This window comes from Uliginosibacterium sp. H1 (assembly GCF_036017065.1).
Taxonomy (GTDB): domain Bacteria; phylum Pseudomonadota; class Gammaproteobacteria; order Burkholderiales; family Rhodocyclaceae; genus Uliginosibacterium.
The window spans coordinates 25,044-36,821 of record NZ_JAYXHR010000001.1 but is presented as its reverse complement, the minus strand read 5'-3'; the positions used below and the strand labels follow the sequence as shown (position 1 = coordinate 36,821).

Annotated in this window: 11 protein-coding genes and 1 pseudogene; all 12 read right to left on the bottom strand. The window is 63.1% G+C overall.

The window, feature by feature from the left end; translation table 11 throughout:
- Positions 1-91 precede the first annotated feature (91 nt).
- The gene (gene fdxA / locus VVD47_RS00155; RefSeq protein WP_327601377.1) at positions 92-415 is read right to left on the bottom strand and encodes a ferredoxin FdxA; all 324 of its coding nucleotides are present in this window, start codon (positions 413-415) and stop codon (positions 92-94) included.
- 233 nt (positions 416-648) lie between these two features.
- On the bottom strand, positions 649-966 hold the full coding sequence (locus VVD47_RS00150) for a ComEA family DNA-binding protein (protein WP_327601376.1): 318 nt from the start codon (positions 964-966) through the stop codon (positions 649-651).
- 49 nt (positions 967-1,015) lie between these two features.
- Positions 1,016-2,017 carry an ADP-glyceromanno-heptose 6-epimerase gene (rfaD, locus tag VVD47_RS00145; RefSeq protein ID WP_327601375.1) on the bottom strand — a complete coding sequence of 334 codons (1,002 nt, stop codon included), beginning with the start codon at positions 2,015-2,017 and terminating at the stop codon, positions 1,016-1,018.
- Between the two features lie 27 nt (positions 2,018-2,044).
- Complete coding sequence (rfaE1, locus tag VVD47_RS00140; protein WP_443080912.1) at positions 2,045-2,989, bottom strand: D-glycero-beta-D-manno-heptose-7-phosphate kinase; 945 nt, start codon at positions 2,987-2,989, stop codon at positions 2,045-2,047.
- 11 nt (positions 2,990-3,000) lie between these two features.
- Positions 3,001-4,323: a UDP-glucose dehydrogenase family protein gene (locus VVD47_RS00135; RefSeq protein WP_327601373.1), complete on the bottom strand. Its 1,323-nt coding sequence runs from the start codon at positions 4,321-4,323 to the stop codon at positions 3,001-3,003.
- Positions 4,324-4,373: 50 nt separating this feature from the next.
- The gene (gene lapB, locus VVD47_RS00130; protein ID WP_327601372.1) at positions 4,374-5,549 is read right to left on the bottom strand and encodes a lipopolysaccharide assembly protein LapB; all 1,176 of its coding nucleotides are present in this window, start codon (positions 5,547-5,549) and stop codon (positions 4,374-4,376) included.
- A gap of 9 nt (positions 5,550-5,558) precedes the next feature.
- Positions 5,559-5,849: a LapA family protein gene (locus VVD47_RS00125; protein WP_327601371.1), complete on the bottom strand. Its 291-nt coding sequence runs from the start codon at positions 5,847-5,849 to the stop codon at positions 5,559-5,561.
- A gap of 84 nt (positions 5,850-5,933) precedes the next feature.
- Positions 5,934-6,233 (bottom strand): integration host factor subunit beta, encoded by a 300-nt coding sequence (locus tag VVD47_RS00120; protein ID WP_327601370.1) that lies wholly within the window; start codon positions 6,231-6,233, stop codon positions 5,934-5,936.
- A 15-nt stretch (positions 6,234-6,248) separates the two neighbouring features.
- Complete coding sequence (gene rpsA, locus VVD47_RS00115; protein WP_327601369.1) at positions 6,249-7,925, bottom strand: 30S ribosomal protein S1; 1,677 nt, start codon at positions 7,923-7,925, stop codon at positions 6,249-6,251.
- 126 nt (positions 7,926-8,051) lie between these two features.
- The gene (gene cmk, locus VVD47_RS00110) at positions 8,052-8,729 is read right to left on the bottom strand and encodes a (d)CMP kinase (RefSeq protein ID WP_327601368.1); all 678 of its coding nucleotides are present in this window, start codon (positions 8,727-8,729) and stop codon (positions 8,052-8,054) included.
- On the bottom strand, positions 8,729-10,477 hold the full coding sequence (gene argS / locus VVD47_RS00105; RefSeq protein ID WP_327601367.1) for an arginine--tRNA ligase: 1,749 nt from the start codon (positions 10,475-10,477) through the stop codon (positions 8,729-8,731). The genes cmk and argS overlap by 1 nt, the downstream gene beginning before the upstream one ends.
- A 14-nt stretch (positions 10,478-10,491) precedes the next feature.
- Positions 10,492-11,778: pseudogene (gene aroA / locus VVD47_RS00100) on the bottom strand (3-phosphoshikimate 1-carboxyvinyltransferase); the annotation flags it as partial.

Sequence of the window (11,778 nt, the reverse complement as noted above, 5' to 3'; positions counted from 1 at the left end):
GACACCTCGCCAGCAAACGAAAAGGCGCACGCCCGGGGCAGTGCGCCTTGTGCGGGCTCCGGACAAGTCCGGAAACCGGGGCAATGTCCGTTCAACGCTCCAGCATGTCCACCTTGCCGGGTTTGTCGCGCCATTCGTCTGCGTCGGGCAACGGATCCTTGCGCTCGACGATCGCGGGCCATTGCTTTGCCAGCTCCGCATTGAGGTCGAGGAAGTGTTGCTGGTCGGCAGGCAGATCGTCCTCGGCAAAAATGGCCTCGGCCGGGCACTCGGCCACACACAGGGTGCAGTCGATGCATTCGTCCGGATCGATCACCAGGAAATTGGGGCCTTCACGGAAGCAGTCGACTGGGCATACGTCGACGCAATCGGTGTACTTGCACTTGATACAGTTTTCGGAAACGACGTAGGTCATTTGCAACTCCAGGCGCGACGCCAGCTCGGAATTCAGAGTGACGCGAATATACCGCGCTTTGAACCCGCCATAGCCGCAGCGCCAGGCATGGATGCATGAATTGCCGGCATTGCTCGCAGCCCACGGGCCCGGGCATCGCTGCAAATGAGAACGCCCCTCAAAAAAGGGGCGTTCTCATTACTGCCAACCGCCCTGCCGATGCCCTGAAGCATCGACCGGCGGAACTTACTCCATCACTTCTTGGCCGGTTCCTTCTTGGCATCCTTGGCCGCGGGTGCAGCCTCGGTCGTGGTGCTGCCGCTCACGCTGATCTTGCCCTTCAACTCGGCATAGGTCGCATCGCCGATGCCATTGACGTCCTTCAGCGACTCCAGGGTCTTGAAATTGCCGTTCTTCTTGCGATGGTCGATGATGGCTTTGGCTTTCGCCGGGCCGATGCCAGGCAGCGTTTCCAGTTCCTTCTCGGTCGCCGTATTGATGTTCACGGCAGCGATCGCGACGCCGATGCTTGCAATGATCGAGAACAGCGAAACCAGCACTTTCTTCAGCATGTCAGGCTCCCTTCGTGGTCTTGGAAATCCGGCGCCCGGCGTGGCTTGATCAGCCGCGGCCGAGCAACCAGGTGCAGTACTTGTCCACGCCGCTCGACACGTCGTGGAAGGCAGCATCGTAGCCGGCTGCACGCAGCGCGGACACATCCGCCTGGGTGAAACTCTGATACTTGCCCTTCAGTGCGTCCGGGAAAGGCGTGTATTCGATGAGCCCCTTCTGCTGCATTTCATCCAGCGTCAGGGCCGGCAACCCATCATGGCGACGACAGGTATTGACCACGGAGAATGCGATGTCGTTGAAGCTCTGCGCGCGACCGGTGCCCAGATTGAAGATGCCTGATTTCTCCGGGTGATCCAGGAAGAACAGGTTGGCCCTGACCACGTCCCCGACATAGATGAAATCACGCAACTGCCCGCCGTTCGGGTAGCCGTCGCAGCCTTCGAAAAGCTTCACCTTTCCTTCGGCACGGTATTGGTTGAAGTTGTGGAAGGCCACCGAAGCCATGCGGCCCTTGTGCTGCTCGCGCGGTCCATAGACGTTGAAGTAGCGGAAGCCCACTACCTGCGCCTGCAACGCAGACAAGCGCTGCCGTAACACACGGTCGAACAGCAGCTTCGAGTAGCCATACACATTGAGCGGCCCTTCGTGCTCCGGCTCTTCGCGGAACACCTTGGTGCTGCCGTAGGTGGCGGCAGACGAGGCATACAGGAACTGTGCCTTGTGGGCCTGGCAGAACTCGAACAAAGCCAGCGAGTAGCGGTAATTGTTGTCCAGCATGTACTGGCCGTTGTGCTCCATGGTGTCCGAGCACGCACCCTGATGAAGGACGGCCTGCACCTTGCCATCGAACGCGCCGGCCTGCAGCGCGTCGAGGAAGTCATGCTTGTCCAGGTAGTCGGCCACTTCGCAGTCCACCAGGTTGCGGAACTTGTCGCCCTTGGTGAGATTGTCGACCGCCAGGATGTTGGTGACACCGCGTGCGTTCAGGCCCGCGACGATGTTGGAACCGATGAAGCCGGCTGCGCCGGTCACGATGATCAATTTGCTCATGATTGCCTATCCAGCGTTCGGATCGCGCTAGGCCGCAAGGCTGTGACGCAATTCATCCAGCGACACCGTCGCGGTGCCGAGCTTGCCGACCACGATGCCGGCGGCATGATTGGACAGGCGCATCGCCTGTACCAGGTCGCAACCGGCTGCCAGCATGACGGCCAGGGTTGCGATGACGGTATCGCCGGCACCGGACACGTCGAACACTTCCTGCGCCCGCGTTCCCTCATGCACGGTACCGTCGGCACGGAACAGGCTCATACCTTCCTCCGAGCGCGTGACCAGCAAGGCGTCCAGCGCCAGTTCCTGGCGTAGTGCCTGTGCCCGGGTTTCGAGATCCGCGTCATCGCGCCAGCGCCCCACCACCTGCCGCAATTCGCTGCGGTTGGGCGTGAGCAGGCTGGCACCGCTGTAGCGGGCGTAGTCCTCACCCTTGGGGTCGACCAGGACCGGCTTGCCTGCCTCGCGGGCGATGCGGATCATCTCCTGCACGTGTGCCAGCCCGCCCTTGCCGTAATCGGACAACACCACGACGTCGTGCTGCGGCAGCAAGGCGCGATAGTCGGCCAGCTTCTCATGCAGGACTTCGCGGTCCGGCGTGTTCTCGAAGTCGATGCGCAGCAACTGCTGCTGTCGCCCGATGACGCGCAGCTTGATGGTGGTGGCCAGGCTGGCATCGCGGTGCAGGTGCGCCGTGACACCCGCCTGGTCGAGCAGGCGTTCCAGCGCCTGGGCCGGCTCGTCGTTTCCCACCACCGTCAGCAGGCTGCATTGCGCCCCCAGGGTCACCGCGTTGCGGGCCACGTTCGCGGCGCCGCCAGGACGCTCCTCGCTACGTGCAACATGCACGACGGGTACGGGAGCTTCCGGCGAAATGCGGTTGACCTCGCCAAACCAGTAGCGGTCCAGCATCACGTCGCCGACGACGAGGATGCGGGCGCCACGGGTTTCCGGGACCTGCAGCTTGCTCATGAGGGACATGCTTACTTGCGACCGATACCCTGGTATTCGATGCCAGCGGCGCGCGGCAGTTCGGGGCTGAAGATATTGCGACCGTCGAAAATGACCGGCTGCTTCAGACTGCTGCGGATGCGCTCGAAGTCGGGACTGCGGAACTCCTTCCACTCCGTCACTATGACAAGCGCATCGGACCCTTCCAGCGCCTGCATCGGGTTCTCGACGAAGCTCAGCCGCGCATCATCGCCAAAGATGCGTTTCGCTTCGTGCATCGCAACCGGGTCGTAGGCGACCGCGGTGGCGCCACGCTTGAACAGCTCGTCCAGGATGACGCGGCTCGGCGCTTCGCGCATGTCGTCGGTATTCGGCTTGAAAGCCAGGCCCCATACAGCGAAACGCCGCCCCTTCAGGTCCTCGCCGAAGCGCGCGATGATCTTATCGACCAGCACATGCTTCTGATGTTCGTTGGCATCCTCGACAGCCTTCAGCACCTTCAGATCCTGATCCACGCCGCCAGCGGTGCGGATCAGGGCCTGCACGTCCTTGGGGAAACAGGAACCGCCGTAGCCGCAACCGGCGTACAGGAAATGCCAGCCGATTCGCGGGTCGGAGCCGATGCCCTGGCGCACGAGTTCGATGTCGGCGCCCAGCTTCTCGGCCAGTAGTGCCAGCTCGTTCATGAAGCTGATACGGGTGGCCAGCATGGCGTTTGCCGCGTACTTGGTCAGCTCTGCAGAGCGGACGTCCATCACCAGCAGACGCTCGTGGTTGCGCTGGAACGGCGCGTACAGCGCGCGCATCAGGTGGATGGCCTGTTCATCTTCTGCGCCGACCACGATGCGGTCCGGACGCATGAAGTCCTCCACCGCGGCGCCCTCCTTCAGGAATTCGGGATTGGACACCACGCCGTAGGGCACGTCCGCGCCACGGTTCTTCAGCTCCTCGGCAATCGCTGCCTTGACCTTGTCGGCCGTGCCCACCGGCACAGTGCTCTTGTCGACGACCACCTTGTAGTCGGTCATGTGGCGGCCGATGTTGCGCGCGGCAGCCAGCACGTACTTCAGGTCCGCAGAACCGTCCTCATCCGGCGGCGTGCCCACGGCGATGAACTGGATGGTGCCGTGCGCGACGGCGCGCTCGATGTCGGTGGTGAAATGCAGGCGACCGGACGCGACATTGCGCCTGACCATCTCCAGCAGCCCCGGCTCGAAAATGGGGATGTCCCCCTCCTCGAGAATGCGGATTTTCTCCGGATCGACATCCAGGCACAGGACGTCATTGCCCACTTCTGCCAGGCAAGCGCCCGACACCAGACCGACATAGCCGGTTCCTACGACAGTGATTTTCATGATCGTGCTTCGCTCAAGGTGAAGGGGAGGGTTATATGCCCGGCACCTGCTCAGGGCGCCAGGTCAAATTCTTCAGTCCGTTTGGGCGGATAGGTTTCCCATCCACCGCAGGCCGGACACCGCCAGTAAAACTGGCGCGCCTTGAAACCACAGGCATTGCAACGATAACGCGCCACGCGACGGGTATGTCCGTGGATCAGGCCCTTGACCAGCTCCACGTCGGTGATGCGTTCCGTCGGTGCAGTGTGGACAGCCGCTTCCAGCAGTTTTTCCAGCCCCAGCAAAGTGGGGTTGCGCTTCAACTCGTCCCGCACCAGATCGTAGGCCACCTGCGGCCCTTGCTTTTCCATCTCCCACTGGAAAACAGCCTCCAGCAGGTCCAGTGAAGGGTAGTGTTCCAGGTAGAACCTCAGCAGGGCGATACCGCGCTCCGGCTCACCCTGGCGGCGATACGCCTCCATCATGCGTTCGGCCACCTGGGAGAGGAAGGCCGGGTTCTGCTGCTCGAGCCTCTTCCACGCCTCCAGCGCCTCTGCATCCTTGCCTTCGGCCGCCAGTACGTCGCCTTGCAGGATGGTGGCACGCACATTCTTCTTCTGCGTGTTCAGGGCATCCTGGATGTGCTGACGGGCTTCATCAAAGCGACCGTTGGCGATATCCGTCGTCGCGATCTCGCAGTAGAAATTGGCGATCTGCCGTTCGATCTCGAGGTCACCACGGTCCGGCAAGGCACGGGCCATCTCGATCGCGCGCGGCCAGTCCTTTTCCTGCTGATAGATCTCCAGCAGGGCCCGGGTCGCATCTTCACGGCGGCCGCTGTCACGCAGCTGCAGATAAGCACGCTCGGCGCGATCGAACAGACCCGCCTTGAAAAAGTCCTCGCCCAGCTCCCGCAGGGCCTGCAGGCGCTGCTCGCTGTTGAGGTCTTCGCGATCGATCAGGCTTTGATGGATGCGGATCGCGCGATCCACCTCGCCACGCCGGCGGAAGAGGCTCCCCAAGGCGAAATGCAGTTCGATGGTCTGCGGATCGACCTGCACCGCATCCAGGAAGGCGTCGATGGCCTTGTCCGGCTGCTCATTGACAAGGAAGTTCAGGCCCTTGAGGTAGGAACGCGGCAGAGAACGCGATTCGCGCAGCAGATGGCGGATATCCACCCGCGCGGCAAACCAGCCCAGACCGAAGAAGATCGGCCAGGACAACAACCACCAGAGTTCAAATTCCATGTGGATGGATCAGAAAGCGTCAGGAATTTCGGTCGAGGCCTCGCGCGGCACGGGCGTCCGCTCGGAGGCTCGCTTGAGACGGCGGATTTCGCGCCGTTGCGAAAACAGGGTAGCCACCGTAGCGGTCGCACCCAGTACGACGCCGCCGGCAAACATGACCAGCATGACGACGACCAGCGGCACCTGCCACTCGGTGTCCAGAAAGAAACGCACCGTCACGGCACCATCGTTCTTGATGGCGAAACCGAGCAGGAGCAGGAAGAGTATGGCCCGCAGTGACCATGCAACATATCGCATCATCGCGCGATTATCCGTCAACAGCCCGAAAAGCAGAAGGCGGCCGTTAGGCCGCCTTCTGCTTGCTGCATTCCGGTGGAACGCGAACTACTGCGTCGCCACCTCGGCGCTGTAATCGACACGCTCCCTCAACTCCTTGCCGGCCTTGAAGTGCGGTACGTACTTCTCGGGCACCAGCACCTTCTCGCCGGACTTGGGGTTGCGCCCCATGCGCGGCGGCCGGTAGTTGAGGGCAAAGCTGCCAAAGCCACGGATCTCGATCCGATGACCGCGCGACAGGCACGCGGTCATCTCGTCGAGGACGACCTTCACGGCGAAGTCGGCGTCCTTCGTTCCCAGCTGCGGGAAACGGGTCGCCAGCCGCTCAATCAGCTCCGACTTGGTCATGACAGACGCGGACGATTACTGTTGCGTGCTGTTGAGCTTGGCCTTCAGCAGTGCGCCCAGGTTGGTCGTACCGCTGGACGCGTCAGCCGACAGCTTCTGCATGGCTTCGTTCTGCTCGGCTTGATCCTTGGCCTTGATCGACAGGTTGATCGAGCGCGACTTGCGGTCGACGTTGACGATCATGGTTTCGATCTCTTCGCCCGCCTTCAGCACGGCAGACAGGTCTTCGGTACGCTCGCGCGAGAACTCGGAGACACGCAGGTAGCCTTCGACGTCACCGCCCAGATCGATCACCGCACCGCGGGCATCCACGGACTTCACGGTGCCCTTGACCAGGCTGTTCTTGTCGTGGGTGGCCACGAAGGAGGTGAAGGGATCACCATCCAACTGCTTGACGCCCAGCGAGATGCGCTCCTTCTCGATGTCGATGGCCAGCACGACTGCTTCCAGCTCATCGCCCTTCTTGAAGTTGCGGATCGCTTCTTCGCCCGGCAGGCTCCACGACAGGTCGGACAGGTGCACCAGACCATCGATGCCGCCCGGCAGGCCGATGAAGACGCCGAAATCGGTGATCGACTTGATGGCACCCTTCACACGGTCGCCCTTCTTGTGGTTCTGGCCGAATTCGTCCCACGGGTTCGCCATGCACTGCTTCATGCCCAGCGAGATGCGGCGACGGTCTTCGTCGATTTCCAGGATCATCACTTCGACTTCGTCGCCCAGCTGGACAACCTTGGTCGGATGGATGTTCTTGTTGGTCCAGTCCATTTCGGACACGTGCACAAGACCTTCGATGCCTTGCTCGACTTCAACGAACGCGCCGTAGTCGGTGATGTTGGTCACCTTGCCGAACAGGCGGGTGCCCGACGGGTAGCGGCGGGAGATGCCCACCCACGGATCTTCGCCCAGTTGCTTCATGCCCAGCGAGACGCGGTTCTTTTCCTGGTCGAACTTCAGGACCTTGGCGGTGACTTCGTCGCCCACGGTGAGCACTTCGCTCGGGTGACGGACACGGCGCCAGGCCAGGTCGGTGATGTGCAGCAGGCCGTCGATACCGCCCAGGTCCACGAACGCACCGTAGTCGGTGATGTTCTTGACGATACCCTTGACGATGGTGCCTTCCTGCAGGTTGGCCAGCAGCTTTTCGCGCTCCTCGCCCATGGTCACTTCCAGCACGGCGCGGCGCGACACGACGACGTTGTTGCGCTTGCGGTCCAGCTTGATGACCTTGAATTCGAATTCCTTGCCTTCGTACGGCGTGGTGTCCTTGACCGGACGCATGTCGACCAGAGAACCCGGCAGGAACGCGCGGATGCCATTGGTCATGACGGTCAGACCACCCTTGACCTTGCCGGTCACCAGGCCCTTGACCAGGGTGCCGTCGGTCAGCGCGGTGTCCAGTGCGTTCCAGGCAGCGATGCGCTTGGCCTTGTCACGCGACAGGCGGGTTTCGCCGAAACCATCTTCCAGCGATTCGATGGCGACCTGGACGTAATCGCCCGGGTTGGCTTCGACTTCGCCGCGGTCGTTACGGAATTCTTCGACCGGGATGTAGCTTTCGGACTTCAGGCCCGCGTTCACGACCACGAAATTCTGGTCGACACGGACGACTTCAGCGGTGATGACTTCGCCAGCACGCATTTCCTGGCGATTCAGGCTCTCCTCGAACAGCGCGGCAAAGCTTTCGGCCATGGGAGAGACAGCAAAAGAGGTGGACATAGAGAGAGGACTCGATACCGTGCGGACACGGCGGGGTTGGGTTGGTTGTAAAACCGGAAGTGTCGCGGCGGCCTTGCACCGCCCGCGCCCTTCCGGGCTTCAGTTGCCGGTCTTGCCGGCCAGCCGCTCGTGGGCGCGATCGAGCACGAATTGCACGGCTTCGTCGATTCCCATCTGCGTGGTGTCCAGCAACACCGAATCCGGGCCCTGCTTGAGCGGCGCAACCGGACGTGAAGCATCACGCAGATCGCGCTCGCGCAATTCGAGCACGAGACTGTCAATGTTAGCCGACAAACCTTTTTCGATCAACTGCTTATAGCGCCTTTCCGCACGCGCCTCAGCCGATGCGGTCATGAATATCTTGAGGAAGGCGTCCGGAAACACGATCGAGGCCATGTCGCGGCCATCCGCCACCAGGCCGGGCACTTCCCGGAAGGCGCGCTGACGCTCCAGCAGCGCCGCGCGCACGCCCGGCAGGGCCGCCAGCTTGGAGGCGGCATTGCCGGTTTCTTCCTTGCGGACGACCACGGAGACGTCTTCGCCTTCAAGGATGATCCGGCCGTGGTTGAACGATGCATCCAGCTGTTCCGCCACGGGAATGAGCGCCGTTTCGTCGTTCAGGCCAATGCCACGCTTGATGGCTGCCAGTGCAACCATGCGATAGATCGATCCCGAATCCAGCAGATTCCAGCCCAACGCCTCCGCTACACGGGTGGCAACGGTGCCTTTGCCAGATGCGGTGGGCCCGTCGATGGCGAGCACCTTGACCGGGTTCATCACATCGCCTCCAGCACGTCGATACCCAGCAGACCCAGACCTGTCCGCAGAGTTTCCGCAGTCAAGCGGCACAGTTGCAGGCGTGAGGCGCGCACCGCCCCTTCGCTCTTCAGCACCGGGCAGGCCTCGTAGAAACGCATGAACTGGGTGGCCAGGTTGTAGAGATAGCTGCAGAGGAAGTGCGGCATGGTCTCGCGCGCCACCGATTGCAGGGCATCGGCAAAACGCGCCAGCTCCAGCGCCAGGGCGCGTTCGGCCGGCTCGTCCAGCACGATGGGCGCGGAGGCATCCACGTCCTCAGCCTTGCGGAAGACACCGGCGATCCGGGTGTAGGCGTACTGCAGGTAGGGCGCCGTATTGCCTTCGAAGGCCAGCATCGTGTCCCAGCTGAACACGTAGTCGCTGTTGCGGTTCTTAGACAGATCGGCGTACTTCACGGCGCCGATGCCCACCGCGCGGGCGATGTCGCGACGCTGCGGCTCGGGCAGGTCCGGGTTTTTCTCGCTGACCAGCGTGAAAGCGCGTTCGGTGGCCTCCTGCAACAGCTCGGCCAGCTTCACCGTGCCACCACTGCGCGTCTTGAAGGGCTTGCCGTCCTCGCCCAGCATCACGCCGAAGCCGACGTGCTCCAGCGATACGGCATCCGGCGCATAGCCAGCCTTGCGGCTGACCGTAAACAACTGGTTGAAGTGCAGGCCCTGGCGGGCATCCACGACGTACAGCACGCGGTCCGCCTTCAGTTGCGCGACGCGATAGCGGATCGCGGCCAGGTCGGTGGTCGCGTACAGGTAACCGCCGTCCTGCTTCTGCACGATGTAGGCGGCCGGCGTTTCGCTGCCGTCCTGGTTCTTGGTCTTGAACTCGTCGAGGAAGACAACCTGTGCGCCCTGGCTTTCGACGGCCAGGCCCTTGGCTTGCAGGTCGCGCACGACCACCGGGAGGTCGTTGTTGTAGGCGCTCTCGCCGCGCACGTCGGCGCGGGTCAGGCCAACACCCAGTTCCTGATAGACCTCTTCGCAGTGATGCAGCGATACATCGAGGAAGCGCTTCCACAGCGCATTCACCTGCGCGTCGCCGCCCTGCAGCTTCACCACATACTCGCGGGCGCGGGTCGCGAAGGCCTCGTCTTCGTCGAAGCGTTGCTTGGCGCGACGGTAGAAATCCTCCAGATCGTTCAGCGCCATGCCGTCAGCACCAGCACCCGCGCCGCCCTGTTCGCTCTCGATCAGGAAGGCCGTCAGCATGCCGAACTGGGTGCCCCAGTCGCCGACGTGGTTCTGCGCGATCACCTCGTTGCCGAGGAAACGCAGCACGCGCGCCAGCGCGTCGCCGATGATGGTCGAGCGCAAATGGCCGACGTGCATTTCCTTGGCGAGGTTCGGCGACGAGTAATCCACCACCACGCGTTGGACATCCGCCTTCGGCACGGCCAGATCGCCCTGCCCGAGCGCGGCCTGCGCCCGCTGCGCGAGGAACTCCGGCGCCAGCGTGATGTTGATGAAGCCCGGGCCGGCGATCTCCAGCTTGCTGGCGATGCCTGACAGGTCGAGCGCCGCCACCACCTGTTCGGCCAGCGCGCGCGGATTCATCTTGCGCGACTTGGCCGCGGCCATCACGCCGTTGGCCTGGTAGTCACCGAATTCGGGGCGGCCGGCAGGCTGGATGATGGCGGGCGCGCCTTCACAACCGCAGGCGGCCAGCGCGGCGGAAACACGGGAATCGAGCAGTTGAAGCAGGGTCTGGGACATGTGCAGCAGGCTCACTTCGTGACCGAAGCGAATACGTCGAAATATTCAGGGAAAGTCTTGGCAGTGCACTTCGGATCGTTGATGCGCACGGGCGTACGGCCCAGCGCCACCAGCGAGAAACACATCGCCATGCGGTGATCGTCGTAGGTGTCGATGGCGGCGTGCGGCGTCAGCGTGGCCGGCGGTGTGATGCGCAGCCAGTCCTCGCCCTCCTCCACCGTCGCGCCCACCTTGCGCAGTTCGGTCGCCATTGCGGAGATGCGGTCGGTCTCCTTCACGCGCCAGCTGCCGATGTTGGTGAGCCGGCACGGGCCGTCACAGAACAGCGCGGCCACCGCCAGCGTCATCGCGGCATCGGGAATATGGTTGAAGTCCATGTCGAAGGCGCGCAGCTTGCCGCTCCCGGGAGCGCGTGCCTCGATCCAGTTGTCGCCCATCTCGACGCGCGCGCCCAGCTTCTCCAGCGCAGCGGCGAACTGCACGTCGCCCTGGATGCTGTCGCGCCCCACGCCCTCCACCCGCAGCGGTCCGCCGCCGATGGCGCCGGCGCCAAGGAAATAGGAGGCTGACGAGGCATCGCCCTCGACAAACAAGGTGCCGGGGCTGCGGTAGCGCGCACCACCGGGCACGATGAAACGCTGCCAGCCTTCGCGCTTCACCTCGACACCGAACTGCGCCATCAGGCGCAGGGTGATCTCGATGTAGGGTTTGGAAATGAGCTCGCCGACGACCTCGATGGTCGTCTCCACGCCCGTGGTCGGCAGCGCCATCAACAAGGCGGTAAGGAACTGGCTGGACACGTTGCCGCGGATGCGCACCACGCCACCCGGGCGGATGTTTGCCGGCTTCAGTTGCAGCGGCGGGAAACCTTCGTTGTGCAGGTAAGCGATGTCGGCACCGACTTCGCGCAGGGCATCCACCAGGTCGCCGATCGGCCGCTCATGCATGCGCGGCACGCCGTGCAGCTTGTAGCTGCCGCCTGCCAGTGCCAGTGCTGCGGTCAGGGGACGGAACGCAGTTCCGGCATTGCCGAGGAACAGGTCCGCTTCCTTCACCGGAAAACCACCCGGCACACCGACCACGCGATAGTCCCGCGCCCCGGTCTTCTCCCATTGCACGCCCAGCGTGCGCAGGGCATCCAGCATGCGGTCGGTGTCATCGGACGCGAGCAGGTCGCGGATGTCGGTCGTGCCTTCCGCCAGTGCCGCCAGCAGCAGCGTGCGGTTGGAAATGCTCTTGGAGCCGGGAAGACGCACCGTGCCCGCGGCAGTGCTGAGGGCGGGAAGATCCAGGTATTCCAT

Bases quoted from the DNA above. Each gene is read 5' to 3' on its own strand.
- fdxA (WP_327601377.1), bottom strand. From the start codon at position 415: ATGACCTACGTCGTTTCCGAAAACTGTATCAAGTGCAAGTACACCGAT.
- VVD47_RS00150 (WP_327601376.1), bottom strand. From the start codon at position 966: ATGCTGAAGAAAGTGCTGGTTTCGCTGTTCTCGATCATTGCAAGCATC.
- rfaD (WP_327601375.1), bottom strand. From the start codon at position 2,017: ATGAGCAAATTGATCATCGTGACCGGCGCAGCCGGCTTCATCGGTTCC.
- rfaE1 (WP_443080912.1), bottom strand. From the start codon at position 2,989: ATGAGCAAGCTGCAGGTCCCGGAAACCCGTGGCGCCCGCATCCTCGTC.
- VVD47_RS00135 (WP_327601373.1), bottom strand. From the start codon at position 4,323: ATGAAAATCACTGTCGTAGGAACCGGCTATGTCGGTCTGGTGTCGGGC.
- lapB (WP_327601372.1), bottom strand. From the start codon at position 5,549: ATGGAATTTGAACTCTGGTGGTTGTTGTCCTGGCCGATCTTCTTCGGT.
- VVD47_RS00125 (WP_327601371.1), bottom strand. From the start codon at position 5,849: ATGATGCGATATGTTGCATGGTCACTGCGGGCCATACTCTTCCTGCTC.
- VVD47_RS00120 (WP_327601370.1), bottom strand. From the start codon at position 6,233: ATGACCAAGTCGGAGCTGATTGAGCGGCTGGCGACCCGTTTCCCGCAG.
- rpsA (WP_327601369.1), bottom strand. From the start codon at position 7,925: ATGGCCGAAAGCTTTGCCGCGCTGTTCGAGGAGAGCCTGAATCGCCAG.
- cmk (WP_327601368.1), bottom strand. From the start codon at position 8,729: ATGAACCCGGTCAAGGTGCTCGCCATCGACGGGCCCACCGCATCTGGC.
- argS (WP_327601367.1), bottom strand. From the start codon at position 10,477: ATGTCCCAGACCCTGCTTCAACTGCTCGATTCCCGTGTTTCCGCCGCG.